General features: G+C 69.8%; 31 protein-coding genes, 1 tRNA gene and 1 pseudogene. 17 read left to right on the top strand and 16 right to left on the bottom strand.

Annotated features, from left to right (window positions below; all coding sequences use genetic code 11):
• Positions 1–295: arginase family protein (locus GEV07_24975; GenBank protein ID MQA05828.1), on the bottom strand; the 295-nt coding region annotated here is incomplete at its 3' end.
• An 80-nt stretch (positions 296–375) separates the two neighbouring features.
• On the opposite strand from GEV07_24975, the gene GEV07_24970 reads away from it, so the two are divergent.
• Entirely contained in the window at positions 376–795 is a 420-nt protein-coding gene (locus GEV07_24970) for a RidA family protein (protein ID MQA05827.1), read from the top strand.
• A 32-nt stretch (positions 796–827) separates the two neighbouring features.
• Here the strand turns inward: GEV07_24970 and GEV07_24965 are convergent, their stop codons facing one another.
• The 5 genes from GEV07_24965 to GEV07_24945 form a co-directional block, all read right to left on the bottom strand.
• Positions 828–1,499: a DNA alkylation repair protein gene (locus tag GEV07_24965; protein ID MQA05826.1), complete on the bottom strand. Its 672-nt coding sequence runs from the start codon at positions 1,497–1,499 to the stop codon at positions 828–830.
• 73 nt (positions 1,500–1,572) lie between these two features.
• Complete coding sequence (locus GEV07_24960; GenBank protein MQA05825.1) at positions 1,573–2,052, bottom strand: GNAT family N-acetyltransferase; 480 nt, start codon at positions 2,050–2,052, stop codon at positions 1,573–1,575.
• A gap of 14 nt (positions 2,053–2,066) precedes the next feature.
• Complete coding sequence (locus tag GEV07_24955; GenBank protein MQA05824.1) at positions 2,067–2,621, bottom strand: TIGR03086 family protein; 555 nt, start codon at positions 2,619–2,621, stop codon at positions 2,067–2,069.
• Between the two features lie 19 nt (positions 2,622–2,640).
• On the bottom strand, positions 2,641–3,150 hold the full coding sequence (locus GEV07_24950) for a hypothetical protein (GenBank protein MQA05823.1): 510 nt from the start codon (positions 3,148–3,150) through the stop codon (positions 2,641–2,643).
• On the bottom strand, positions 3,147–3,551 hold the full coding sequence (locus tag GEV07_24945; GenBank protein MQA05822.1) for a VOC family protein: 405 nt from the start codon (positions 3,549–3,551) through the stop codon (positions 3,147–3,149). Before GEV07_24945 ends, GEV07_24950 begins: the two co-directional genes overlap by 4 nt.
• A gap of 115 nt (positions 3,552–3,666) precedes the next feature.
• On the opposite strand from GEV07_24945, the gene GEV07_24940 reads away from it, so the two are divergent.
• From GEV07_24940 to GEV07_24925, 4 genes are all read left to right on the top strand, one after another.
• Complete coding sequence (locus GEV07_24940; GenBank protein ID MQA05821.1) at positions 3,667–4,443, top strand: hypothetical protein; 777 nt, start codon at positions 3,667–3,669, stop codon at positions 4,441–4,443.
• Positions 4,444–4,536: 93 nt separating this feature from the next.
• Positions 4,537–4,911, top strand: coding sequence for a hypothetical protein (locus tag GEV07_24935; protein ID MQA05820.1), 375 nt, complete (start codon positions 4,537–4,539; stop codon positions 4,909–4,911).
• Positions 4,912–5,379: 468 nt separating this feature from the next.
• Positions 5,380–5,646: a hypothetical protein gene (locus GEV07_24930; GenBank protein MQA05819.1), complete on the top strand. Its 267-nt coding sequence runs from the start codon at positions 5,380–5,382 to the stop codon at positions 5,644–5,646.
• 57 nt (positions 5,647–5,703) lie between these two features.
• A tRNA-Phe gene (locus tag GEV07_24925) sits at positions 5,704–5,780 on the top strand.
• A 12-nt stretch (positions 5,781–5,792) separates the two neighbouring features.
• Here GEV07_24925 and GEV07_24920 read toward each other — a convergent pair.
• A complete protein-coding gene (locus GEV07_24920; protein MQA05818.1) occupies positions 5,793–6,053 on the bottom strand; it encodes a hypothetical protein in 261 nt (86 codons plus the stop codon).
• Between the two features lie 290 nt (positions 6,054–6,343).
• Here GEV07_24920 and GEV07_24915 point away from each other — a divergent pair, with 290 nt between their 5' ends.
• The 4 genes and pseudogenes from GEV07_24915 (at position 6,344) to GEV07_24900 (ending at position 9,383) form a co-directional block, all read left to right on the top strand.
• A complete protein-coding gene (locus tag GEV07_24915; GenBank protein MQA05817.1) occupies positions 6,344–7,693 on the top strand; it encodes an amidohydrolase family protein in 1,350 nt (449 codons plus the stop codon).
• A gap of 57 nt (positions 7,694–7,750) precedes the next feature.
• Positions 7,751–8,062 (top strand): metalloregulator ArsR/SmtB family transcription factor, encoded by a 312-nt coding sequence (locus GEV07_24910; protein MQA05816.1) that lies wholly within the window; start codon positions 7,751–7,753, stop codon positions 8,060–8,062.
• A 20-nt stretch (positions 8,063–8,082) separates the two neighbouring features.
• On the top strand, positions 8,083–9,057 hold the full coding sequence (locus GEV07_24905; GenBank protein MQA05815.1) for a hypothetical protein: 975 nt from the start codon (positions 8,083–8,085) through the stop codon (positions 9,055–9,057).
• Positions 9,057–9,383: pseudogene (locus GEV07_24900) on the top strand (hypothetical protein). The gene GEV07_24905 and the pseudogene GEV07_24900 overlap by 1 nt, the downstream one beginning before the upstream one ends.
• Before the next feature lie 586 nt (positions 9,384–9,969).
• On the opposite strand, the gene GEV07_24895 reads toward GEV07_24900, so the two are convergent.
• Positions 9,970–10,404: a GNAT family N-acetyltransferase gene (locus GEV07_24895; protein MQA05814.1), complete on the bottom strand. Its 435-nt coding sequence runs from the start codon at positions 10,402–10,404 to the stop codon at positions 9,970–9,972.
• Between the two features lie 43 nt (positions 10,405–10,447).
• Between GEV07_24895 and GEV07_24890 the strand changes: the two genes are divergently transcribed.
• The 5 genes from GEV07_24890 to GEV07_24870 all read left to right on the top strand — a co-directional run bounded on the left by GEV07_24890 (position 10,448) and on the right by GEV07_24870 (position 13,140).
• Positions 10,448–11,263, top strand: coding sequence for a CPBP family intramembrane metalloprotease (locus GEV07_24890; protein ID MQA05813.1), 816 nt, complete (start codon positions 10,448–10,450; stop codon positions 11,261–11,263).
• Between the two features lie 83 nt (positions 11,264–11,346).
• Entirely contained in the window at positions 11,347–11,850 is a 504-nt protein-coding gene (locus GEV07_24885; GenBank protein MQA05812.1) for a RidA family protein, read from the top strand.
• Positions 11,851–11,873: 23 nt separating this feature from the next.
• Positions 11,874–12,509, top strand: a complete 636-nt coding sequence (locus GEV07_24880; protein ID MQA05811.1) for an aminotransferase class V-fold PLP-dependent enzyme — start codon at positions 11,874–11,876, stop codon at positions 12,507–12,509.
• Complete coding sequence (locus tag GEV07_24875) at positions 12,509–12,736, top strand: aminotransferase class V-fold PLP-dependent enzyme (GenBank protein ID MQA05810.1); 228 nt, start codon at positions 12,509–12,511, stop codon at positions 12,734–12,736. The genes GEV07_24880 and GEV07_24875 overlap by 1 nt, the downstream gene beginning before the upstream one ends.
• On the top strand, positions 12,733–13,140 hold the full coding sequence (locus GEV07_24870; GenBank protein MQA05809.1) for a hypothetical protein: 408 nt from the start codon (positions 12,733–12,735) through the stop codon (positions 13,138–13,140). The genes GEV07_24875 and GEV07_24870 overlap by 4 nt, the downstream gene beginning before the upstream one ends.
• 163 nt (positions 13,141–13,303) lie before the next feature.
• Here the strand turns inward: GEV07_24870 and GEV07_24865 are convergent, their stop codons facing one another.
• The 3 genes from GEV07_24865 to GEV07_24855 form a co-directional block, all read right to left on the bottom strand.
• Positions 13,304–13,885: a sigma-70 family RNA polymerase sigma factor gene (locus GEV07_24865; GenBank protein ID MQA05808.1), complete on the bottom strand. Its 582-nt coding sequence runs from the start codon at positions 13,883–13,885 to the stop codon at positions 13,304–13,306.
• Between the two features lie 261 nt (positions 13,886–14,146).
• Positions 14,147–16,519, bottom strand: coding sequence for an accessory Sec system translocase SecA2 (locus tag GEV07_24860; protein MQA05807.1), 2,373 nt, complete (start codon positions 16,517–16,519; stop codon positions 14,147–14,149).
• A gap of 60 nt (positions 16,520–16,579) precedes the next feature.
• Positions 16,580–17,476, bottom strand: a complete 897-nt coding sequence (locus GEV07_24855) for a slipin family protein (GenBank protein MQA05806.1) — start codon at positions 17,474–17,476, stop codon at positions 16,580–16,582.
• 325 nt (positions 17,477–17,801) lie between these two features.
• On the opposite strand from GEV07_24855, the gene GEV07_24850 reads away from it, so the two are divergent.
• Both GEV07_24850 and GEV07_24845 read left to right on the top strand, forming a co-directional pair.
• The gene (locus GEV07_24850; GenBank protein MQA05805.1) at positions 17,802–18,194 is read left to right on the top strand and encodes a hypothetical protein; all 393 of its coding nucleotides are present in this window, start codon (positions 17,802–17,804) and stop codon (positions 18,192–18,194) included.
• Positions 18,195–18,463: 269 nt separating this feature from the next.
• Positions 18,464–19,792, top strand: a complete 1,329-nt coding sequence (locus tag GEV07_24845; GenBank protein MQA05804.1) for a M20/M25/M40 family metallo-hydrolase — start codon at positions 18,464–18,466, stop codon at positions 19,790–19,792.
• 85 nt (positions 19,793–19,877) lie between these two features.
• On the opposite strand, the gene GEV07_24840 is transcribed toward GEV07_24845, so the two are convergent.
• Positions 19,878–20,888: a hypothetical protein gene (locus tag GEV07_24840; protein ID MQA05803.1), complete on the bottom strand. Its 1,011-nt coding sequence runs from the start codon at positions 20,886–20,888 to the stop codon at positions 19,878–19,880.
• Here GEV07_24840 and GEV07_24835 point away from each other — a divergent pair.
• Positions 20,878–21,522: a hypothetical protein gene (locus tag GEV07_24835; GenBank protein ID MQA05802.1), complete on the top strand. Its 645-nt coding sequence runs from the start codon at positions 20,878–20,880 to the stop codon at positions 21,520–21,522. The genes GEV07_24840 and GEV07_24835 overlap by 11 nt on opposite strands.
• Positions 21,523–21,725: 203 nt before the next feature.
• Here GEV07_24835 and GEV07_24830 read toward each other — a convergent pair whose 3' ends face one another.
• From GEV07_24830 to GEV07_24815, 4 genes are all read right to left on the bottom strand, one after another.
• Complete coding sequence (locus tag GEV07_24830) at positions 21,726–22,736, bottom strand: hypothetical protein (GenBank protein ID MQA05801.1); 1,011 nt, start codon at positions 22,734–22,736, stop codon at positions 21,726–21,728.
• A gap of 70 nt (positions 22,737–22,806) precedes the next feature.
• The gene (locus GEV07_24825; protein MQA05800.1) at positions 22,807–23,517 is read right to left on the bottom strand and encodes a sortase; all 711 of its coding nucleotides are present in this window, start codon (positions 23,515–23,517) and stop codon (positions 22,807–22,809) included.
• A gap of 26 nt (positions 23,518–23,543) precedes the next feature.
• The gene (locus tag GEV07_24820; GenBank protein MQA05799.1) at positions 23,544–24,203 is read right to left on the bottom strand and encodes a sortase; all 660 of its coding nucleotides are present in this window, start codon (positions 24,201–24,203) and stop codon (positions 23,544–23,546) included.
• 281 nt (positions 24,204–24,484) lie between these two features.
• Positions 24,485–25,504, bottom strand: coding sequence for a hypothetical protein (locus GEV07_24815; GenBank protein MQA05798.1), 1,020 nt, complete (start codon positions 25,502–25,504; stop codon positions 24,485–24,487).
• Between the last annotated feature and the right edge of the window lie 14 nt (positions 25,505–25,518).

The raw sequence follows: 25,518 nt of genomic DNA, 5'->3' as shown, positions 1-25,518 counted from the left end.
TCACCGCCATAGACCAACGGAAACAGAAACGGCCACCAGCTACCGCCCCGGAACACGTGACCCCAAGGGCCCCGACCATGGCAAACAGCGCCGCCTCATCGACCAGTGAAATCCTCAACCCGCGGCCGGCGCCCGGACCAGACAGCAACACCAAATCATCACCCAACACCACCGGATGCGCACCAAAAACCTCAACCACGCCAGCATCACACAACACTCTCGCCGCCAAGGCCTCGTTGTGACCCAACCGCCCCCATCCATCAAAAGGAACGCCGATGAGTTCCACGTCAGCCACGACCCCATTATCCCGGGGAGTAACCCATCAGGCCAAGCTGACAAGTAAGCTCCGCTCGGTAACCGACATGGGAGGCGGCGATGGCTGACGGTTTCAACCCGGCGGAGGTGTGGGCGCCGAACGGGCGAGCATTCTCCCAAGGAGTAATCCAGGGACCAGGCGAAGTCATCCACGTCACCGGCCAGGTCGCCTGGGACAAGGACAGCAAAGTCGTCGGCGCCGACAGCGCTCACGCCCAGATGGAGAAGTCCATCGACAACGTCCGCGTCATCCTCGACAGTGTCGGCGGTACCCTCAACGACATCGTCTCGATGACCATCTACTTCCTCGACCGCAATGACCTTCCCGCGATCCAAGAGGTACGCGCGCGACACTTTCCCGTCGAGTCTGCGCCGGCCAGTGCGCTCATCCAGGTACCTGGCCTTGTTGTACCAGAGCTCCTGGTCGAACTCGTGCCGATCGCAGTCGTGCCACAAAGCCGCTTCCGACGACCGAATTAGAGCGTTCATCAGTCCAGCGAGCGCGAACCTTCCTACTTGTCGTGCTGTCGGCGCACCATCTCGGTGATCCAGGTGGGCGCGAACGGAGACGTGCAGCCCGGGGAAGTCGGGTAGTCCCTGAGCACCTCTAGGCGCTCACCGATGTCGATCGCACGGGTGCGGTGCTCGGCGTGCTCGATGCCGATCTGCCCCAGACACTCGTTCATCGCCCACTGCAGGCGATCCGGGGCGTCTTTCATCTCCGCTTCGATGACGTCGAGCAGTCCTGCGAGGTCGAGGCCCTCGGGCTTCTTCCTCACCCGTTCGGTGGTCAGCGCCCAGCCGGCGCTCGCGACCACCGGATCCGGATCGGCGGACCAGGCCAGGCGCAGCTCTTCGGAGTGCGGGTTCTTCTTCACTACGTAGCTCACGAGCCAGCCGTGCACCTTGGGTGTGCGCGCCTTGCGCAACATGACGTCCAACTCGTCACGCTCGAACGCCTTCGGGCGGCAGATCAGGATCGCCAGCAGTCTCGCCGCGGTGTCATCGGTCTCCCAGAGCTGGCGCGCGAGTTCCTGCTGCGTCTTCAGCCGCTTCGCGAGCGCGCGCAGCTTGCCGAGGTTCACCCCGTGATCGTCACCGTGTTGCTCGTTCACCTCGCGGGTCCTCGGGTCCTCGAGCTCGGCCAGCTCGGCCAGCACCTCGGCCACCGTCGTCTCGGCCACATCAGCCTCCTGTCCACCACGTGCGAGATTCAGCCTATGACCGAAGTCGGCACGACCTGAGCTGTAACCGCCCCTACAGCTCCAGTCGAAAGCTGATACCTGGACAGCCGCTCAGGACCACCTCGCCGACCGGGACGAAGCCGGTGCGGACGAGTACGGTCCTGGACCCCATGTTGTCGACCGTCGTTGCTGCGCGTAGCACGGTCAATTCGTACTCGGCGACCGCTAGTGCACATACCTGCCGCACTGCCGCCGTGACCACGCCTCGCCCGGCTGCCCGTTCGGCGATTCGGTAGCCGAGCTCCGCCGCGCCCTCGGCCGCCTCCACAAGGTTGACCCGGCCCACGATCGTGCCGTCGTCTTCCACCAGCACGTGGAAGAAGTCCGTCCCTTCGGCCTGCCAGGCGAGCAGTTGACGGTGCCGCTCGGCGAACTCGGTGAAGTACGCGTCGCCGCGATCCGGCACCGAGGCGGCGAAATAGGCCCGGTTCTCCTCCTCGAAGGCGCGCAGAGCCGGAGCGTGGTCCTGGCGCACGAGCTGCAGCTCGGGCATCGGTTGGTGACCGCTCAGGGCGTCCGGCCGATGAAGGCGAGCAACCTGGTCTGCACGTCCGCGTCGTCGGCTACCGGTACTTGCGGGCCGAAGTGGCCGCTCGCGCGCAGCGCGTCGTCCATCGGGAGCATCGCGTCGAGCAGCTCTGCGCACTTGTCCGGGTCGAGACGCTCGTCCTGGCCGGTCGCGCGGGCGAGATCCCAGGTGTGCATGAAGACGTCCACCGTGTAGAACGAGTCCACCGCACGGTCGAGCGGTACGTCGCCGATGTGCGGGTTCGACAACACCTTCCCCGGCGTGGCCGGGTCGTCGAGGAGTGCCTGCACCGCCTCGCACTGGACGAGCCACGCCGCCAGCGGGTCGTCGTCGACCGACAGCCCCTTCGGCAGCTGTACGCCAGCTCCGGAGGACAGGACCGCCGGGAACCACTCGACGAGGTGGCCCACCACGTCGCGCGCGACCCACCCCTCGCACGGCGCCGGGTTGTCCCACGCGTCCGGCTGGACGCCGCGAACGCGGTCGGTGAAGACGCCTGCGATGGCGCGGTGCTCGTCGGCCGGATTGGCCATGGCTACCTCGATCCCTCCGTCAGGCCGACAGCTGCCAGTCGACCCGTACGGACGGCGGGGCGTACGAGTGGAGGGCCGCGCCGAACACCGCCGGGCCACTGGCGAAATCGGTGGTCCGCAGAACCAGGAGACTGCTCGCTTCAGGCACACCGAGGCGCGCCGCGAACCGGCGGCGGAAGGGCGAAAGCAGCGGCAGCCGGCGCCCGGACGACGCCCGCGCGACCAGGAACGTGGTCGGACCGAGCCGTTCGGACCGCACGAACTCGATCTCCGCCCACGACAGCCACACCGCCGTGCCGAACCCCCGCAGCTCGACGCCTCTACCGTCGAAGCACACCTCGCGGATCCTCGTCCAGTACCAGAAGGACGCCGGCCCTACCGTCGCGATCGTCACGCCGGCGGCAACCGCCACCGCCCGCCGCCATCCGACCAACCTGCTGCCGAGAAGCACCGCCGTCAGCCCGCCCGCACACTCCGCCACACCCACCGACACGATCGGTGAGCGCGGCCGCAGCAGGACTGCCGTCATGTCGGCTCCGCTCCCTTCCCCTGGTCCAGGTAGAGGCAGAAAGGGTGGCCGGCCGGGTCGAGCAGCACCCGCACTGTCTCCTGCGGCTGGTACGACGCGAGCTCCGCGCCGACACCCACCGCATACGCGACGGCCTCCTCCAGGTCGTCGACCTCGACGTCGAGGTGCATGGACATCTGCGGCTCCCCCGGCTCGGTGGGCCACACCGGCGGCACGTAGTGCTCCTCCGTCTCGAAGGCCAGGTTGTAGCCGGCGTCCGCCGACGGCGCGACCGCTGCTCCGCCGTCGCCCTCGTGGAAGACCTGCCAACCCAGCAGCCGGGCGTAGAAGTGCGCGAGCGCGACGCCGTCCGCGGCGTCGAGCACGACGCCCCACCACGTGGTCTTCGTACGGAGTGCCATACCCACCGATTCTCGTCCTGGGCGCGGATTCCTGCCAGCCGCCACCTGGGCCCCTGGCGTACAGGAAACGGCCGTAGGCTTGGTCCCGCCAGCCAGACCCCTGCCGAGGACGTACGTGACGCGACCAATCCAGCCAGGCGACCCCGCGGCCTTCGGGCCGTTCCACGTGGACGCACGGCTCGCGGACAGCCCGTCCGGCGTGGTCTTCCTCGGCTCGGACGAGGAAGGGCGGCGCGCGGCGATCGCGACCCTCACCGGGCCCGCCGCCGAAGATCCAGCCATGCAGGCGCGGTTCCGTGAGGTCGCCGACCCGGCCGAGCTTTACGACGCCGGCGACGGGGCCCGGGTGCTCGCCGCGAACCTCGACGGCGGCCGGCCCTGGGTGGCGACGACGTACGACGGCGTCCACCCCGGCGCGGAGCGGGTGCTCGAGGAGCTGTCGTCCAACAACGCCACCGCGCGCTACTTCCAACCGTTCACGCAGTATCCGGCGCACGCCGGCTTCACGCCGGGTGAACGGCGGCGGTCGCTGCGGCCGAAGCGGCCGTGGTGGTGGTGGGTGGTCGTCACCATCGTGCTGCTCGGCCTGCTGATCCTCATGCTGCTGCTATTCGCGCGGTGTGGCGGCGGGGGCGATCCCGACCCGTCGCAGTCGCCGTCCTCAGGCTCTGGCTCGCCGTCGCAGTCGACGAGCCAGTCGCAGACGCCGTCGTCATCGTCATCGGGGAGCCAGTCGTCGTCCGGTTCGAACAGCCCGTCGCAGTCGTCCAGCGGACAGTCCCCGTCCAGCGGCAGCCCGACCACCAGCGGTACCGGGTCGGGCAGCCCGAGCGGCACGGGCACCGGCGAGCCCACCGGCGCCCCGCTGCACCCACCGCTACCCACCAGGTGAGCCGATGAGTGACGAACTCCGCGACCGGGCGGTCGCCGTACTCGACGCGAGTGCGCCGGGCGCTGCCGGCGGCGAGTTCTTCGCCGACATCGCGTGGAGCGAGCTCCTCGAGACGGCGTCCGGCGTCCGCGCCTACAACTCGGCGCGATCCTCACCAGGCGATCACCGGGCCGGCTGGCCCCGGACGCCACCGGCACGGACGTCGCCCAGGTACTCGAGACCTACCGCGCCGACGTCCTACACGCCGGCAAGAACAGCACGTCCGGCGACACAGCCGCACGCTTCGACGCCAGCCTCGAGGTGCTCCGCCAGCTCGGCCCGCTAACCGCCGCAGCGCCCGAGGCGCCGCCGACCGCCCCGGCGACCCCGACCCCTGCGGCACCGGCCGAACCACTGACCAACACCCGCGCACCCGGGCGATCCGACCACCGTTGGGCCGGCCACACCGGGGCCTGCGATCCCCGGTGATACAGCCACGACCGGGCTGGCCACTGCTGCGCAGGTCAGTCCCGCCACGGTCGGACCGACGACACCAGCACCCCCCGGTTCCGGGCGGTCCGGCCACGGTCGGGCTGGCCACGGCGTGCCCTGGTGCGCCGGGCGATCCGGCCAGGGAGACTGAGCTGGCCAGGGTCGCCAGCGCGCTCGCGGCGGTGGTGTGGCGGGCCCAGGACACCGCGATGCAGCGCGCTCGCGCCGCTCCGCGGCCGCACGGCGCGCCGGCGCCGCACCCACACCCACACCCGTCTCGTCCCACCGGGCAGGCGCCGCAGCCGCACCCACGGCAGTCCGGTCCCGCCAGGCAGGCGAAGCCGGAACCGGCGGTGGGGTTCCGCTTGGCCCGGGCGGTGGCCATGCTGGCGGTCGCCCATCAGGTGGCGAACGCCGTGCTCGACGACAGCGGCGCCGAGGACTGGTACCTGCTGGCCGGTCGTCATGGTCGTCGCGCTTGGGCCGCAGCTGTCGCGCAAGACTCCGCGTGTGATGCGGTTGGTGTTCGCCTCGCTGCCGGGCGCGTTGCTCACGGTCGCCGCGACGCAGTGGCGATACGACCTGCCCGTCCTCGCGTACGCGACCGTGCTGGCCTTCGGCATCGTGATGAACCTCGTCTACTTCATCGCGGCCATCCGGATGAGCTGGCGACCACCGGGGCAACGACCAAGGAGGCAGACCTCTCCGCACGCCCACGACCAGGTCAGCTAGACTGCACCGCGCGGCCAAACGCGGTTGTGGGTGTCCACGACTGGCGTGGTCGCACCAGGGCAGGTAGCTCAGTTGGTACGAGCGTTCGCCTGAAAAGCGAAAGGTCGGCGGTTCGACCCCGCCCCTGCCCACCACGTGGACCGTCCTCAGTCCGGGACGTCGAACACGATCTTGCGAACCTCGCAGATTGCCTGGTCCAGGTCGGTCACCGCCGTGGCGAGCATGTCGCGTACGTCGGGGTCGTCGGCGTGCTGTGAGGCACGCTGGAGGGTCAGGCCCACGGCATACATCCGTCGGACCAGCCGGTCGGTCAGCTGGGACGCGATGCGGTCCCGTTCCTGCATCAGTACCGGGTCCACGCCACCTTCGTCCGGAGGCTCGACTCGGGGAGCCGTGACGAGTTCCATGCCTCAACTACTAACCCGGCTGCCGGCCCGATACGCAGGAACCGCAGAAGACGGACCCCGCGCGCCCGAGGCACTCCGCTATGCAGCACGGATCTACGCACGGTCAGCCCAGCGTGAGCGGTGACCCCCACCACGAAAACGGGGGACTAGGCGGGGGCCACCGCGGCCCGCGGCAAACTCGGTGCGCCCGGTGGTGCATCAATGGAGGGAGCAACAGCTCCGTTAATACACCCGGAGGCAGCGAGTTCGCCAGCAGTGACGGCCGCCGGTGATCCTGAGAGGATCCGGGCATGGCCGAAGCTGACCTGGTGATCGCTGGCGGAACAGTCGTCACGCCGGAGGGGCGGCGCCGGGCGGACGTCGCCGTCGCGGAAGGGCGCGTGGTCGCCGTCGGCGCGGACGTGCCGAGCGCTGCGGCGACCGTCGATGCCGGCGGCCTGCTCGTGCTCCCCGGCGGGGTGGACACGCACGTGCACCTGATGGACCCGGGCAGCACCGAGCGGGAGGACTTCCCCACTGGAACGAACGCCGCCGCCGTGGCCGGCGTCACCACCATCGTCGAGCACGCACACGGCCAACCCGTACGCACCGTCGACGACCTGGCGGCGAAGCTGGACTACCTGCACGGACGCGCGAACGTCGACTTCGGGCTCGCCGCGCACGCGTGGCCGGGACACGCCGACGCGGTCCCTGCGCTGTGGGCCGCCGGCGTCGCGTTCTTCAAGGTGTTCACCTGCACCACGCACGGCGTGCCCGGTCACGACGCGGCGGCACTCAAGGCGCATCTGGCGGCGACCGCGCTCGCCGGCGGGGTCAGCCTGCTGCACTGCGAGGACGAGTCGCTCACCGCGTCCGCGGAGACGCTGCTGCGCGAGCAGGGCAGGTCGGACGCCGGCCTGCTCACCGAGTGGCGCAGCCACGACGCCGAGCTGGTAGCCGCAGCCGTGGCGGCCCTGCTGGTCAGGCGCACAGGCGCGCGGGCCACCGTCGCGCACGTCAGCAACCCCGAGGTCGCGGCGTACGTGGCCGCGGAGCGCCGGCGCGGCGCGAACCTGGCCGCCGAGGGCTGCCCGCAGTACTTCCTGCTGCGCGAGGACGAGGTGCACGACCACGGCGCGCTGCGCAAGTTCACCCCGCCGGCGCGCGCACGCACCGGGCACGACGAGGCGGAGATGTGGCGGCTGCTGCGCAACGGCGTGCTGACCCACATGTCCACCGACCACGCACCGTCCACCCTGGAGCAGAAGCGAGCCGGCGACATCTGGAACGTCCACTTCGGGTTGCCCGGGCTCGACAGCACCATGGCGATCCTGCTCGACGCCACCGCGCGCGGCGAGCTCGCGTACGAGGACGTGGTGCGCGTCTATGCGGAGACCCCGGCGAAGACGTACGGGCTGTGGCCGCGCAAGGGCCGGCTCGCCCCCGGCGCGGACGCGGACGTCGTGCTCGTCGATCCGGCGGCGGAACGCACGCTGCGCAACGAGGACGTCATCTCCAAGGCCGGCTGGACCCCGTTCCACGGCAGGCCGGTCACCGGCCGGCCGGTACGTACGTACCTGCGCGGCCAGCTGGTCGCCGACGGCGGACATCCGGTCGACGCGCGCGCCGGCCGCTTCCTGCGCGGGCCCGGACGCGTCTGATACTCGCCGCTAACAGAGCCTTGACACCGTATATTCTCAGAGGGCTATATTGCTCAAATGGAAAGTACGTTCTCGGTACTGGCCGAACCGCGGCGGCGGGAGATCCTCGATCTGCTCCGCGCCGGGGAGCGGCCGGTGGGGGAACTGGTCGAGCAGCTCGCCCTGGCGCAGCCGACCGTCTCGAAGCACCTGAAGGTGCTCCGCGAGGTCGGGCTGGTGGAGGTCAGGCACGATGCGCAGCGTCGCTGGTACCGGCTGCGGCCGGAACCGCTGGCCGAGGTCGACGCCTGGCTCGCCCCCTACCGCGAGCTGTGGAACGCGAGCCTGGACGCCCTCGAGCGCCACCTCGACACCATGCCGGACGACTGACGACGGGAGGAGTACCTGCAGTGGACACACCATTGGCTACCTTGCACACCCTCGAGGGCAGGCTGACGCTGCGGTTCGAACGGCTGTTGGCGCACCCGCAGGAGAAGGTGTGGCGGGCGATCACCGACCCGGCCGAGATGCTGCACTGGTTCCCGGCCACGGTCACCACCGACCTGGCGATCGGCGCGCCGATGCGGTTCAGCTTCGAGGGCCACAACCCGGACATGGACGCGACCGGCAGCGAGACCGGGGAGGTCCTGGAACTCGACCCGCCCAAGGTGTACGCGTTCTGCTGGGCCGAGTCGGTACTGCGGTTCGAGCTGCTGCCGACCGCCGAAGGCTGCCGGCTGATCTTCACGCAAACGCTGTCGGGCACCGGCACGCACGGCGACCTGCCGTCGACGGCACGGCAGGCGGCCGGCTGGGATGGCTGCCTGGGCCTGCTCGCCGCCCGGCTGGACGGCACGTCCGCCGAGGCGACGGAGTCGTGGTGGCAGCGCGCCGAGCGCTACGTCGCGGAGTTCGGTCTCGGCGACGGCACCGCAGAACCCGCAGCCGACGGCTGGGTGGTGCGGTTCGAGCGCGATCTCGTGCAGTCACCCGACCAGGTCTGGCAGCTGCTCACCGGCGGCGGCGAGCTCGACCCGGGCGCCGCGCCGCCCGTCCAGCTCACCCACGGCTACGTGCAGACCGGCACGATCACCGACGTAGCAGCGCAGCGCACCGTCGAGTACACCTGGCTACACGAAGGCGCGCCCGCCGGGCGGGTGCGGTTCGAGTGCCCCGAGCAACAGCCCATCGGCACCAGGCTGGTGGTCACCCAGACCGTCCCGAGCCACCTCGCGCACCTGCGCGCCACGTTGCTTGCCGCCTGGCAGACGCACCTCGAGCTGCTGTTCGCCGCCCTGCACGGCGACGTGCGCTGCCCGTGGCCGGCCGACCGCACCGACGAGCTGCGGGACATGTACGCCGCCCGCCTGGAGAACGGGCAGTGATGCACGAACCGCGACGCACCGCCGACGGCAGGCTCGCGCTGGTCTTCGAGCGCCACCTCGACCACCCGCAGGAGAAGGTGTGGCGCGCGCTCACCGAACCGGCGCACCTCAGCCAGTGGTACCCGTTCACCGTCACCGAGCTCGACCTCACCGTCGGCGGGAAGATCGGCTTCGACGACGGCGAGGGCACCACCCTGGCCGGGGTCGTACGGGAGCTCGACCCGCCGCGGGTCTTCGCGTTCAGCGAGGAGGACGACCTGGCGCACTTCGAGCTCCGCCCGGACGATGCCGGATGCACGCTGGTCTTCACCCACACGTTCGCCGAGGCGAACGCCGCACCCGGTGCCGGCGAGGGCTGGCGGCGTTGCCTGGACGCCCTCACCACGCTGGTGACGGCGAGCGCGGACGACGACCGGCTCGGCACGGTGGTGACGGTCGACGACCGGACGGCGTTGCGGTTCGAGCGGCTGCTGCCACACCCACCGGCGAAGGTGTGGCACGCGCTCACCGAGGCGGACGAGCTGCGCGCCTGGTTCGCCGCGTGGTCGACCGCGATCTCACCGCCGGCGCACGGGTGGCGTTCACCGCCACCCCCGAGGCGAAGCAGGCGATGGCGATCCCGGACGGCGAGGACTCATTCGGCACCGGCGTGGTGCCGGTCGCGGAACCACACCGGTTGCTCGAGTACATGTGGGGTGGCGAGACGCTGCGCTGGGAGCTGGCCGAAGAAGCCGGCGGGTGCCGGCTGGTCTTCACCGACCTGCTGGACGGCTACGAGGTCGGACCGGACGGGTGCGCCGGCTGGCACGCCGCGCTCGAGCTGCTGCGCGCCCGCCTGGACGGACGCACCGTCAGCTGGTCGGCGTGGGACCGGTTGGGCCCGCTCACCACGGTGTACGCGCGCGCGTTGCGCTAGCTGAGGGACTTGCGGAACTCGAGGTAGCCGCGCACCGGGCCGCGTACGGTGAAGCCCAGCGCCTGGTGGAACTTCACCGACGTCTCGTTGATCGGCCCGGTGACCGCCCACACCTCCGTACGGCCGTCGGCGCGGGCCAGCTCGAAGAACCTGCCGTAGAGGTCGCGGGCGAGCCCGCTGCGGCGCATGTCGGGACGCACCCCGACGAAGTGGATGTACGCCACGTCGCGCCTGGCCGGCGAGAGGAAGCCGACCAGGAAGCCCACCAGCTCGCCGTCCTTCTCGGCGACGTAGCTGGTGTCGTGGAAATGGTCGAGGAACAGCGGTTGCAGCACCGACGCGATCGGGTGGCCCCACCAGTCGTCGAGCACCGGCTCGATCGCCTCGTAGTCCTCGGCACGGGCATGCCGAACTTCGTAGGACGCATTCATCGTGCTCAGTAACCTACCGCCAATCGCACGATACGTTGCTTGCGTGCCATCTCGACTTCGCCACTGGGTCGCTCCGTCGCGACCCGATGAACCGGCAGTGCTCGTCGAACCCGCGGAGCGCCGCGGCAACGGCATCGAGCTCACCATCGTCTTCGCCATGACGCTCGGGCTGTCCGGCTTCCGCAGCCTGCTCTCGCTGCTCGAAGCGTTGGCGAAGCCGGAGAAGCTCGGCGAACAGAAGACGGCGCTCAACGTCTCGCAGGCGGCGCAGTCGTGGATCGATCTCGGCTTCCAACTCGCCGGCGTGGTGCAGCTCGCCGCGTGGGGCGGCATCGCCGTCTACCTGCTGTGGCGGGGTGGTCTCGCGCCACGGTTCGTCGGCCTCGACCGGACGCGCCCAGGACGCGACCTGCTCGGCGGGCTCCTGCTGACCGCCTGCATCGGCATCCCGGGGCTCGGTCTCTACCTGGCCGCCCAGGCCCTCGACCTCAACCTCACCGTCCAGCCCACCACCCTCGGCGACCACTGGTGGCGGGTGCCGACGCTGATCCTCGCGGCCGCCGGCAACGCCTGGGCCGAGGAGGTGCTCGTGGTCGGCTACCTGGCCACCAGGCTCAGGCAGTTCGGCCTGCGCGAGAACACGACGCTGCTCGCGTCGGCCGTGCTCCGCGGCTCGTACCACCTGTACCAGGGCTTCGGCGGCTTCGTCGGCAACCTGGTGATGGGCGTGATCTTCTGCCGCATCTGGCAACGGACCAACCGGCTGTGGCCGCTGGTGCTCGCGCACACGCTGCTGGACGTCGTCGCGTTCGTCGGCTACGCACTGCTACGCGACCACGTCGGCTGGCTACCCGGCTAGGCCGCGCAAACACCGGGTAAACCATCGCCCACCACTCGGCAACCTCCTAGTGCTCCCTCTCAGCGCCAAGGAGTGGTGCCTCGATGGACACCCAACTACGTCACCGACCCGCTCGCGCGATACTCCTCGCCGCCACTGCCCTGGCTGGTGTGGTGCTGCTCGGCAGCGGACTGCTCACCGGATCACAACCCGTCGGTGCGACACACAAGCACCGCGTCATCGAGACGAGTGAAGCCCCCGAGGCGATCGGCCCGTACTCGCAAGGCATAGGCGCAGGCCCGACGCTGTATCTCTCCGGCCAGTTGCCGATGGATCCAGAGACCGGCGAGGTGCTCGCCGACGCACCAATCGAGGAGCAGACAGAGCGGGTGCTCAAGAACCTCGACGCGGTGTTGCGTGCCGACGGCATGACCACGCGCAACGTGGTCAGCACGACCGTCTACCTCGCCGACCTCGACGACTTCGAGCGCTTCAACGCGGCGTACGCGGAGTTCTTCCCGCACGACCCACCGGCGCGCGCGACCGTACAGGTCGCCCGGTTGCCCAGGGACGCCGACATCGAGATCTCCGCGATCGCGGTCCGTTGACAGCCGGCACGGAAGGAGCAACAGTGACCGATCACCGAACCCCCGAGGACCTGGCACAACGTTCGCAGCTGTCGCGGCGCGGGCTGCTCGGCATGGTGGCCGCCGGCGCGGCCGCCGTCGGCACCGGCGTGACGTTGCCGACGACCGCTTACGCCGCACCCAGCCAGGGCACGTCCGCCGACCTCGCTGGCCGCGCCGCAACCAAGGACTACTGGGACGACGTACGCAAGCTGTTCACCCTCGACAAGAAGTCCACGTTCATGAACGTGGGCACCGTGGGCTCGCCGCCGATGGAGGTACTTGACGTCTACGACGAGCAGAACCGCGAGGTCGCCAAGTTCGCGATCTCCGCGTACTCCTCGTTCGACGACGTACGCGAGCACGCGGCGCAGGACTTCGGCTGCGACATGGACGAGATCGCCCTGTCGCACAACACCAGCGACGGCATGGCGAAGGTGGTGGCCGGGCTGAACCTCGGGGCCACCGACGAGATCATCACCACGACACACGAGCACCCCGGCGGGCTCGGCCCGATGGGCATCGCCAGGGACCGGCACGGTGTGACCATCACGGAGCTACCGGTTCCCGTCGGCGACGACCAGGAAGCGGAAGACTACGTCGAGCTGTCCGCAACGGGATCACACCGCGTACGAAGGTGATGCTCTTCTCCGCACCGACGTACAAGACCGGCACCATGCTGCCGATCAAGATGCTGGCCGAGCTCGCGCAAGAGCACGGCCTCATCACCGTCGTCGACGGTGCGCGCGTGCCGGGCATGTTCGCGTTCGGCTACCGCGCGCTCGGTATCGACTTCTTCGCCGGCTCGTGCGCGAAGTGGCAGTGCGGACCTGCCGGCACCGGCGTCATCTACATGCGGAACAAGTGACCGACCACAACCCGAACCCACTGCCTGAGTTCTGGCCGGTCATCTCCAGCTCCTACCCGTACGACGGCGGCCTGCCGCCGCGTACGACGGGAGCGGAGGAGTCGTACGACCTCGGCCGGTACATGACCTCAGTCGGCAACGGCAGCCTGGCGACCATGACGGCGCTCGACACCACGTTCACCGTCTGGGACCGCATCGGTCGGCAACGGATAGAGGACTACATCCTCGGGCTCGGCGGGCGGCTGAAGGAGAACGTCGCCGACCGCTGGGGTAAGAAGGCGTTCTACTCACCGATGGCGGACAAGCGGCTTGGAGCGCGCTCACGTCGTGGAACCCGTTCCAGGACCTGCGGACATCACCAACCAGGAAAAGTCGAACACCTTGGTCCAGCGGGTGCGCAGTGAGTACGGCTACACGATCAGGAACGTCAACGTGCCGGTGATCGGCTCGGAGCAGTTCCACTACCCGGTGCGGGTGTCGACGCACCTCTTCCACAACGAGGACGACGTCGACGGCGTCGCAAAGGCGGTCTGGGAGGTGTCGAAGGCGCTCGGCTGATGAACTCGGTCAACTGGCCCGCGTGCTGCGGCCCCGCTGCAGCACGCGGGTGAGCGTCGCCATGGCGCGTGACATGTGCGACTTCACCGCGCCCTCGCTGATGCCCATGGCGGCCGCGATCTCCGCCTCCTTCAGGTCGAGCCAGTAGCGCAACACGACCGCCTGGCGCTGGCGGGCAGGGAGACGGCACAACGCACGGCGTACCTCCCACTGGTCCTCGCGCCACAGCACCGCAACCTCGGCGGACTCCGCGTCGCCGACGATCCTGCTGGCGTGCCTGCGTTCCACGCTTCGGCGGCGCAGCCGCATCCGCACCAGGTTGTGCACCGTGCCACGCAGGTACGCGGACGCCGCGGCGACGTCACGCAGCCGGTGCCAGTTGCGGTGCAGCTCAAGGAACGCCTCGGCGACGACGTCCTCGGCATCGCCGTCGGCACCGAGGAACACGGCCATCCGCACCAGTCGCGCGTGGTCGGCACCGAACAAGTCGGCCACGACCAGTTCCCTCGTCTCGACGGTCGCAGCAGCGACCGCACACTGTTCCCGCCCGCCGGCACAGTCGGGCGGTCCTGGCACCGCGGCGATACTCATCGCCACTCCCGTCGACCCCCCGGGCCTCCGGTTGTGTTGTGTTGTCCTGCGCGTGTCTGGGCTCAGTAGTAGCAACCGGCGATAGGCGTGACCTGTGCCAGTTGATCCGCGACGATCGGCGATAGGCGCCGCAGCCGAATCGAACGGTCCGTTACCTAGGCCATCGGCGGGCGCGTCCACGATCCGAGAAAGCCCTGCTGCCAACGGGTTTGCGGCCGGTGACCGTCACCGGCTGCTACAGGGACTGGCCTAGACCACCTGCTACCGGCGACCCAGCTTGCTCTTGCCGGTGATCGTCTTCAACGCGCGGTCCCATTCCGAACCGAACGGGTTGTCCCCGACCAGGTACGTCCATGTCGCCGTGGGGCGTTTCAACCCGATCGCGTCGAGATCGACGCCGTCGTTCGTAATGGTCGCCGCGCGGAACGTCTCGTCGGCCTTCTCGTCGGCCTCCGCGAGCACCTCTTCGTAGACTCTGATCGCTTCCTTGTTGTACGCGTTCAGCGGGTCTTCCCGCGCCAGCGTGCGCAGGTGGATGCCCTCGCGCAGGTCGCTGAGGTAGGCCAGGTGGTCGACCCACGCGCGGTCCAGGTAGTACAGCACGATCTGCCGGCACGCCGCCTGCAGCACCTCGTCGTCGACGTCCTCGGCGAGCTCCTCGTACCGTTCCTCGCACCGGTCGCGCAGCTCCTCGGCCCCGGCGTCGGCGGTCAACACTCGCTCCCGCCGGTCCAGCAGCATCGACCGCTGACCCTCGAGCAGCTTGTTGTACTTGAACGTGTTGCGGTGGATCTCCTGGTTCACGCCTTCGGCGACCCGCTGCGCGTGCTCGACGATGTGCACGGCCTTCTCGTCGTAGAGCTGACCGTCCGGCTCGGCGTCGGCGGCGCACTCGGCATCCGGCACGTTCTGCGTGACCAGCTCGTCCTCCAGGCTGGCGAACAGCACGGAACCACCGGGATCGCCCTGGCGGCCGGCGCGGCCGCGCAGCTGCGCGTCCAGTCGCGACGACCAGTGCCGCCTGGTGGCGATGACGTAAAGGCCGCCGAACTCGACGACCTGGTCGCGGCCCGAGCCGTCGGCGCCGCCGAGCTTGATGTCGGTGCCGCGGCCGGCCATCTGCGTGGAGACGGTGATGGCGTCGTACGCGCCCGCTTCCGCGATCACCGCCGCCTCCTCGGCGTCGTTCTTCGCGTTGAGCACGACGCACGGCAGGTCCGCGCGCTCCAGCTGGCGGGCGATGCGCTCGGACTCGGCGACGCTGTCGGTGCCGACGAGCACCGGGCGGCCGGACTCGTGCGTCTCGGCGATCTCCTTGACGATCGCCGCCTCCTTGTCGGCGAGGGTCGCGTAGACGCGGTTCGGCTCGTCCTCGCGCACGCACTCCACGTTCGACGGCACCACGGCCACGTCGAGGCCGTAGAACTCCATCAGCTGCTCACCCGCCGCCACGGCCGTGCCGGTCATCCCGCAGACCGTCGGGTACCGGCGCAGCAGCGCCTGGATGGTGCTGGTGTCGAGCACCTCGCCGCTCTCCGTGGTGTCGAGCCCTTCCTTGGTCTCGACGGCGGCCTGCAGACCGTCCGGCCAGCGCTGCAACAGCGCGATGCGTCCACGGGAGTCGTCGACGAGCAGCACCTTGCCGTCGCGCACCACGTAGTCGACGTCCTTGCGCACGAGCGTGTGCGCGTGCAGTGCCGTGTTGGCGGCGGCGAGCACCGGCAGTTGGTCGGGGGCGTAGAGGTCCTCGATCTCCAGGTGCTTCTCGACCTGGGCGATACCCGCGGGCGTGTAGTGCACGTTGCGGCCTTCGTCGTCGAGCTCGTAGTGCTTGCCGCGGCGCAGCGTGCGGACGACCTCCGCGAGCTCGGGGTTGGCCTCGGGACGCTCGGCTGCGCCGGCGAGCACCAGCGGCACCCGCGCCTCGTCGATCATCACGGAGTCGGCCTCGTCGATGATCGCTACCGCGGGTTCGGGGACCACCCGGTCGGCGGCGTCGATGCACAGCCGGTCGCGGAGCACGTCGAACCCGACCTCGCTCACCGGCGCGTACGTCACGTCCGCCTGGTACGCGGCGCGGCGCTCGTCCGGCGTGGACGTCTGGTCGATCGGCGCGACGCTGACGCCGAGCAGCTCGTAGACCGGCCCCATCCAGGCGGCGTCGCGACCGGCGAGGTAGTCGTTGACGGACATCACGTGCACCCGGTCGCCGCGCAGCGCGAACCCGGTCGCGGCGAGTGCCCCGGTGAGCGTCTTGCCCTCGCCGGTGGCCATCTCCACCACCCGACCGGCCAGCAACTGGATCACGCCGATCAGCTGCACGTCGAACGGCCGCTCGCCGAGGGCACGCCTGGCCGCCTCGCGGCCGACCGCGCACAGCTCGACCAGCCACGCGTCCGCGATCTTGTCCTCGGCGTCGCGCAGCTCGGCGGCGGCCGCGGTGAACTCGACGTCGGTGAGCTCACGCAGCTCGTCCTCGCGATCACCGATCGCAGGCAGCAGGGCCTCGGCGTGCGCGAGGTCGACGCTCCCCGGTTTCCGCAGGAACCGGCGGAACCTGTCGACGACACTACGGCGAAACCTGCTCACGACACCTCCATACTGCGGTAGCGGCCTGCGCCGCCATCCTCGCATCAAACTCGCGAGGCCACGGCGTTGGTTCCAGCCGCACCGCTGCGCGGAGGCGTCGTGGTGCTACGAGGTGGTGGCCTCCTCCCGCACGTCGGCGTCGTTGCGCGGCCCGATCTGCTGGGTCAGCTTCTCGGTCAGCTCGGCGACGACCTCAGCGCTCGACCGCTGCTCGTCCGCCTGGCCGTCCTCCGCGGATGCGGCGGAGGACGCTCCGCGTTCCAGGAAGCGCAACAGCTCGACCGGGAACGGCAGCACGAGCGTGGAGTTCTTCTCCGCCGCCACCTCGACCACCGTCTCCAGCAACCGGAGCTGCAGCGCGGACGGCGTATCGGCCATCACGTGCGCCGCCTCGGCCAGCCGGTGCGACGCGGCGTACTCGCCTTCTGCGGTGATCACCCGCGCACGGCGCTCGCGCTCGGCCTCGGCCTGACGCGACATCGAGCGCTTCATCTGTTCGGGCAGCTCGACGTTCCTGATCTCCACCCGGTCGATGTGCACACCCCAACCGACCGCGGGGCTGTCGATCATCAGCTCCAGCCCCTGGTTGAGCTGCTCCCTGTTGGTCAGGAGATCGTCCAGCTCGCTCTTCCCGATGATCGACCGCAGGGACGTCTGCGCCACCTGTTCGACCGCGAACCGGTAGTGCTCCACGTCGACGATCGCACGGATCGGTTCGACGACCCTGAAGTAGACGACCGCGTCCACGCGGACGGTCACGTTGTCGCGGGTGATCCCCTCCTGGGCCGGCACCGGCAAGGTGACGATCTGCAGGTTGACCTTCTCCAGGTGGTCCACGACCGGGATGATGAACCGCAGGCCGGGTTCGCGCGGCTCACCGACCACCCGACCGAATCTGAAGAGAACACCGCGTTCGAATTGCCTGACGACGCGTACCCCGAGACCGAGCCACAGCGCGACCAGCGCCGTCAGTGTCATCAGTAGAAAAGTGACAGTGCCCATAGCACGCTCCCGACACTGTGTTGCCAGCTCGCACGCTGGTACTTCCATCGTACGCGCGTAAGTCAACATCGGCGCCCACCACCGTGTGCAGTGGATTCGCGACACACTGACCGCAGGCTGACAGCGCAGGGGCGGGCATGCCAGCATGGACACCAAGGCCGATGGCTGCCTCCCGGGGGGTGAGGAGCCATCGGCCCCCCTTCGTTCTGGGCCCTTCCACGATGTGAGCACAGTCTTCCTGGCCTATTGACAATGGTTGTCAGCAGAAGCGACGATTGCAACTGGTAGTTACTTAGTAACTCTTCGTGCTGACCGGAGGAACCGCATGTCGTTGACCGTCCCCGCCAATCTGATCGACGACGCCCGCCGAGGAAGGGTGCTCGACCACGACTTCGTCGAAGTGGTCCGCGCCTCGCTCCCGTACGCGTACAACGTGGTCGCGCGGCTCGCCGCCGAGCTCGCGACGACGGAGCGCACCTTCGCCGACAACCAACAGGAGCCGCCAGACGAGACCGCCCGTGGCCAGCTGCTGCGCGCCATGTCGAGCAACGCGATCAAGGCCGCGTTGGAACGGCACTTCAACGTCGTTCTCGCGTTCCAGAACTGCCACCGGGTCGCGGTCTTCCCGCCGAACGCCCGCAACACCCCGGAGTACCGCGAGTTCACCTCGCTCGAGAGCCAGGTCCTCAACCAGCGTCCAGAGTTCGTGAACTGCTAGAGCCGACCCCCACCCTCACAGTAAGAGTCGGCGGTCCCGCAAAAACGGGGCCGCCGACTCTTCGCTCTGGGTGCCGGGCGAAGAAGAAAGCGATCGGATCGCCACCCCGCGCGATCCGATCGCCTAACCTAAATTTTACCTTTCCGGCGTGCAGGGCGAATCGGTGCGGGACGGACGAGGGGTCGGGCGACCCCGGACAGTGACGGCCGCGGGAGCGCCCGAGGCAGAATAGGACCCAGCCGACCGACCGCGAGGGATGAGGGGCAGGCATGAGCGCTGGGCAACCCGCCACACCGCCGGTCACCGCCGAGGACGAGGTCGTGGACCTCTGCCGCGGGCTGATCCGCATCGACACCACCAACCCGGGCGACGGGTCCGGCCCGGGCGAACGCGAGGCGGCGGAGTACGTCGCGGGTCAGCTCGACGAGGTGGGGCTCGACCACACCATGTTCGACAGCGCGCCGCGCCGTACGAGCATCGTCACCCGGCTCCCCGGCGAGGACCCCTCGCTTCCCGCCCTGCTGGTGCACGGCCACCTGGACGTCGTACCTGCGCAGGCCGCGGACTGGCAGGTCCACCCGTTCGCCGCGGAGCTCAAGGACGGCTGCATCTGGGGCCGCGGCGCCGTGGACATGAAGGACATGGACGCGATGATGCTGGCGGTGCTGCGTCACTACGCGCGCTCCGGCCGCAAGCCGCGCCGCGACGTGGTGTTCGCCTGGCTGGCCGACGAGGAGGCGGGCGGCAACTACGGCGCGAAGTACTTCGCCAAGCACCACGCGGACCTCCTCGACGGCTGCGACCACGCGATCAGCGAGGTCGGCGGCTACTCCTTCGAGGTCTCCCCCGACCTGCGCTTCTACCTCATCGAGACGGCGCAGAAGGGCCTGGCCTGGATGCGGCTGATCGTGGACGGCACGGCGGGCCACGGCTCGATGACCAACGACGACAACCCGGTCACCGCGCTCGCAGAGGTGGTCGGGCGGTTGGGTTCGTACGAGTGGCCGGTCACGTTGACGCCGACGGTGGAGAAGTTCCTCGCCGAGGTATGCGACGCGTTCGGCATCCCGTTCGACCCCGCCGACCCCTCGCCCGCGCTGGAGCGGCTCGGCCCGCTGGCCCGGTTCATCGGCGCGACGCTGCAGCACACGGCGAACCCGAGCCGGCTGGACGCGGGCTACAAGATCAACGTGATCCCCGGGCGGGCGACCGCCGAGGTGGACGGCCGGTTCCTGCCCGGCCACGAGGACGACTTCTTCGCCACCATCGACGAGTTGCTCGGGTCGAAGGTGAAGCGCGAGCTGATCCACCACGACATCGCGCTCGAGACCAGCTTCGACGGTCACCTGGTGGAGACGATGATCGCCGCCCTGCAGGCCGAGGACCCGGCGGCACGTGCGGTGCCGTACTGCCTCTCCGGTGGCACCGACAACAAGACGTTCGAGCCGATGGGGCTGCGCGGCTTCGGCTTCGTGCCGCTGCGGCTGCCGCCCGAGCTGGACTTCGCGGCCATGTTCCACGGCGTCGACGAGCGGGTGCCCGCGGACGCTCTGACCTTCGGCGTGCGGGTGCTCGACCGGCTGCTCACCACGTACTGAGGAAACGTCGAGGGCCGGCACCGCCTCGCGGTGCCGGCCCTGACGTGTTTCTCAGGTATCGCGTGTTACGCGGGTACTACCCAACTCAGGCGACCATGCCCGGCAGCGCAACGGCACCGCCAGTGTTGCCGCTCACCGAGTTCCAGGCGAGGCCGAACGCGCTCGCGGTGCTCATCACTGCGACCGAGTAGGCGCTGGCAGCGCTGTCCAGCGGCGTGGTCATGCCACCGAACCCGTTCTGCGCCGAGCAGAACCCGAAGAAGCAGTGCATGGAGCCGGCCGCGTTCTGGGTGACGCTCGACCACGGGGTCACGACGGTCTGCGACTCGTTGCTGCCCTCGTTGTCGAACGCCTGGATCGCGGTGCCCAGCGGGTGCGCGTAGGTGGACCCGTTGATGTTCTGCTGCAGGCCACCCAGCGGGTGCGCGAACAGCGTGGTCGGGCCACTCTGGGTCACGGCACCCAGCGGGTGCGCGTAGGTGCTCGACGCGGGCTGACCGTCGTTGGCGAAGGTCTGGCCCAGCGCGCCGACCGGGTGCGCGTACAGGTTGCCCCACTGGTTCTGGAAGATGCCACCCAGCGGGTGCGCGAACGCACTGGACGGACCGTAGGCCTCGTTGGCGAAGGTCTGGCCCAGCGCGCCCACCGGGTGCGCGTAGGTGCTGCCGCCGTCGGTCTGCTGCAGACCACCCAGCGGGTGGGCGAACACGCTGGAGCCGGCGTGGCCGTCACGCGGGAACGCGTTGGACACCGCACCCAGCGGGTGCGCGAACAGGTGCCCGTCCTGGTTCTGCATGACGGACCCCACCGGGTGGGCGTACGTGCTGGACGGGCCGTACCCGTTGTTGGCGAAGGTCTGCGCGACCGCGCCAAGCGGGTGCGCGTACGTGCTGCCGCCCTCGTGCTGCTGCAGGCCGCCCAGCGGGTGTGCGAACTGGCTGGACGCACCCTCACCCACGATCGGGAAGGTCTGCTGCAGGCCACCCACCGGGTGGGCGTAGGTGCTGCCGAACGCGTTCTGCTGCAGGCCGCCGACGCTCAGCAGGGACATCACCTGCTGACCCGGGTCGAGCGGACGAACGCTCGTGCCGGTCATGCCGCCGGTCACGCCACTCACCGTCTCGGTCGCCTGGGTGGCGCCGCCGACGGTGTCGACCGCACCGGTCCCGCCGGCAACCCCGCCGACGATGTCGACCGCGCCCGTGCCACCGGCGACCCCGCCGACGGTGTCGAGTGCACCCGTGCCACCGGCGACCCCGCCGACGGTGTCGAGTGCACCCGTGCCACCGGCCACTCCGCCGACGGTGCTCAGCGCACCGGTGCCACCGGCGACGCCGTGGACGGTGTTGATCGCGCCGGCCGGGTTCGTGAGCCCGCCGACGACGTTCAGCGCACCAGTGCCGCCGGCGATGTTGCCGACGCCGCCGGTGACCCCACCGACGTTGCCGACGCCGCTGCCAGCGATCTTGTCTTGCGCAATGCGGTTGCCAGTTGCCTTCGTGGTCCGAGCCTTGGTCGCAGCGCTCTTCACCGCGGACTTCGTGACCTTCGTGGCCTTGGTGGCCTTCTTGGCCTCGGTCGCCTCGGGAGCTTGCTTGACAGTCACACCCTCGGTGGCCTTGGTGGCGTCACCGGTCGCACCAAGCGCGCCGCCGAGAGTTCCGTTCACCAGGTCGCTAGCCCCGGAAGCGCCCGGGAGCTGCTGCTGTTCGTGCTGTGCCACTGGCTGAGCCTGCTCGGCGGGGTCGACCTCGGCGGCGTTCGCAACGCCCGCGCCTACGACGACAAAACCTGCTGCGAGCAGCGTGGCCTCGAGTGATCTACGCACCCATGTATTCACGAACTTGATTCCCTTCTTCAATGACAGACAGTTGAGAGAACACGTGCCGCAGGGGACCAGACCCACGACACACTTCGGTACCGCCGACCGACGTCAGTCGGGTGATACCGAAGGTCTCCCTTCGTCGTCAGAAGAGATGTCAGCGTCTGTGAGCCAGGTAACGGTGGCAGGGCGCCACGCGGCGAGCACTCGTACGGGCTCAGCGATCGCGTGGCTGCCGGCACTTCCGTTGCCGTTACCGATCTGGCTGGTCGATGTGGTGGTTCCGCCGGGCGCGTCGCGCAGCGGCGGGACGACGGGCGACTGGTCGCCGTTGTCGTCACCGGTGCCGCCGGGCACGCCGTGCGGGGCGGCACCGGCCTTCGCGGACCGCGGCGCGTCGACGTCGGACTCGGCCTGGCGCTGCGTCGCAGCCGACCCCGTGCCGGACGCCGTGGCGGCCTTCGCCGCCGGGCGCACCGCGTAGTCATGCGGCTGGCCGTCGGTCGCGCTCAGCCCCGCCAGCGTGGTCAGGTCCGCCACGGCGGTGGAGTGCGAGACGTTCGGGAGGACCGGTCGCAGGCCGCCGGCGAGCGAGCTCACCACGCCGCCGCTGCCGGCGTCGACGTACGTCCCGACCTTGCGGGTCGCCGAGTGAACGTCGCCGAGCGCGGTCAGCGAGCTGGGCACCCGCACGGCGCCCAGGCTCAGTCGCCGGTCGAACGGCGTCTCGGCAGTCCGCGCGTCGGCCGGCTCACGGTCGGGCGCCGCGTCGGCGGCCGGCTGCTCGCGGTCCGTCTCGGCTACTGCACCCGCGTCGGGTGCCGCGTGCTGCTCGTCCAGCCGGGACACCGAGCCGCGCACCGTGTCGTCCACGGAGCGCGAGGTCTGGTCGACGAGCCCCTGCTCTCCGAGCAGGGCGTCGCTGAGGGTGGTGGACTGCTCCGGCTGCTCGGCCGCGACCGCGTCGTTGGACGCGAACAGCAGGCTCGCGCACCAGCCGAGCAGACCGAGTGCGGCGATTACCAGGATCCGGCCGACGAGGCCACGGCATAGCAGGCTGAAGCGCCGCTGTTGTACGGAGAGTGCCGAACCGGCACCACTCGCACCACGAACCGTAGCCATCAGTTACCGACTGTAACGGACGATTACGGAAGTGACAACCTAGCGACACGCAGTTGCTTCGGCGGATCGGTCAGGCGGCCTTGCGGCTCTTCACCAGCGACGCGTAGACGACCACGTTCCGCTCGCTCGCCGCCGGTGTCCGGCCGGGTGCCGTCGCGGTGATCAGCCGCAGTCCCGCGTGGTCGACCGCCCCGTAAACCTCGTCGGTGGGGAACCGTTCTGCGGTGTACCGCTCCGCCCGGTCGACGGCGAACACGGCGACCGTCTTGTCGGCGCGCCGGACCTCGATGCGGTCCTGCTTGCGCACCTTGCCGAGATGCCGGAACACCGGCGCCGGCATCCCCGCGACCCGCTGCTGGTAGCCAAGGATCACCGACGGGCCGGCCTCACCGGGGGTCGGCGACGACTCGTACCACCCGGCGTGGTCGGCGTGCTTGGCCGGCGGCGGCTCGACCGTGCCGTCGCGTTGCAGCCCGAGCGAGACCAGCGTGGACTCGAGCCGGATCGCCTTGATCCTGATCGCCAACGGCAGCGACTTCTTCATTACGGGTCCATGGATCTTCGGGGCGCTCGCGGACGGCGTGGCTTCCCCTTCGTCCGCGTCGAGCGGACGCACCAACTGGCGGCCCTGGTTGGCCAACCCGACCACCGTGGTGCCAACGACGACCGCCACCACGGCGAGCACCAACAGCACGCGGCCGTGCAACAGCTTCTTCGCCGGCGCCGATGGGTTCGTCGAGTGACGCGCCCGCCTGGTGCCACCGCGGCGCTTCCTGCTCATCGGTCAACGACTCCAGGGGCTGGTCGTCAGGACTCCTGTACGTGCACGAGACGCGCGTACACGACGACGTTAGCCGGTGGCTGCGACTTGGTCATCGAGCCACCACACGTCACGATCCGCAAGGCGGCCTGCTTCGTGCCCCCGTACACCTTCTTCACCGGCAGTTTGCCCGGCGGGTAGCTCTTGACCCGCTGCACCCGGTACGCCGCGATCTTGCCGTCGGCGCGGGTGAGGTAGATCGCGTGGCCGGAGCGCAGCTTGCGCAGCTTGCGGAACACACCCGGGCCGCGCTCGCCGGCGTCGATGTAGCCGACGACGATCGACGGCCCCATCTCGCCGGGCGACACCGAGCGGTCGAACCACGCGGCCCGCCGCGGCTTCGGCGGCAGCTGCAGCGACTTCTTGTTCTTCCGGAGGCTGATCTTCGACATCTTGTTGTCGACGTCCATCGCGGGGATACCCAGCCGCACCGGTTTCGACCGACCGATCGTGGAGACCGACGGCGACGGGGTGAGAGTCGGCCGGGTGGACTCCGGGGCCGAACCCCCCCGGTCCTCAGCCCCGGAGTCCGATGTGCCGACCATGAACAAGCCGAGGCCAGCCATCGCCAGCATCCCAATGAAGATGACGAGAGTGGCCACCGCGGCAGGACCGCGGCGGCCACCTCGCCCTCTCATCAGAGCCACGGCCGCTCCCTCCGAACGGCCAGACTCTGACCCACGACATCCCGGGCACCCGTGCCGCCAGGTGGGGTGCCGGGGATGTCACGACCACTGCTGCGGCGCCTGCCGTGACGGGGATCAAACGGCGTACCAGCAAGTGCAGCGGTCGTCGACCGCCAGAAGGGCACCTCCTGAGCTTCCCTCTGCACGGTCGGCGCCGCCGTGCAACAGGTCGACTCACGAGGCAGGGCCGCACGGTGGAACGGCATGCGGCCGTTCCACCGAGCAGTCCTGGCGGTTCTCACTTAAGACACCTCGAGCAGGTCGCGGGTCTCGTCCAACGTACTGGACACCATCGGGTCCAGGGCCACGTCAGCGACACCGTCGACCGAGCCGTCGATGTCCGCGGTGGCGTCGAGCATCGTGGTGATGCCGCCGACCACGTCCAGCTCGCCGTCGGCGAGGTTGCCGGTGAGCTCGACGAAGCTGTCCACCAGCGCGCTGGTGGTGACGACGCCGGACAGGTCGACGAGGTCGACCAGCTCGCCGTCCACCGTGAGCACGCTGTCGAGGCCGGCAGCCGCGGAGACGAAGCCGTACACGTCACCGGACGGCAGCTCCGCCGTCGCCTCGACGATGGCGTCGACCCAGCCGTAGACGTCGGCCGTGGTGTTCAGGTAGCCGAGGTCGCCGGCGTCCACGTCCAGCGTGCTGAAGTTCGCCAGCGTCCCGCCGAGCCCGCCGAAGCCGTGCACGTGCCCGTTGCTGATGTCGACCAGCACGTCCGCGATGGCGTCGACGGTCACGCCGTTCACCGAGCTGCCGTCGACGGTGGCCACGCCCGGGACCTCGGCGGTCAGCGTGGAGGCGGTGTCGAAGACGCCGAGCACGCTGGTGATGCCGGCCAGCCCGTGGTCGTCCAGCCGGCCGTTGACCATGCCGTCGACCGCGCCGACCGCGTTGGTGGCGGTGGCCGCGTTGCCGAGGTCACCGAGGTCGACGCTGAGCGGAACGGTCCGGTCGACGGAGCTGGTCACCGGCACGACCACGTCGGTGGCCTGCTCGGTGCGCTGTGCCTCGGTCTTCGGTGCGGGCAGCGGCACCGGCTGCTCGATCGGCTGGCCGGTGGCCCCGGCGACCTTGTCGGTCACCGAGCGCACCGTGCCCTCGGCCTGCGGGGCGGCTTCGCCGACGGTCGACTTCGCCTGCTCGACCACGTCAGCCTGCGGCGCGGCCTGGCGGTTCACCGGCGCCTCCGGCGCGGCCGGCACCTTCGACCTGACCTGCTCGACCACGTCAGCCTGCGGCGCGGCCTGGCGGTTCACCGGCGCCTCCGGCG

The organism is Streptosporangiales bacterium (assembly GCA_009379825.1).
GTDB lineage: Bacteria > Actinomycetota > Actinomycetes > Streptosporangiales > WHST01 > WHST01.
The sequence above is the reverse complement of the archived record's forward strand: the minus strand, read 5'-3'. Positions and strand labels throughout refer to the sequence as shown.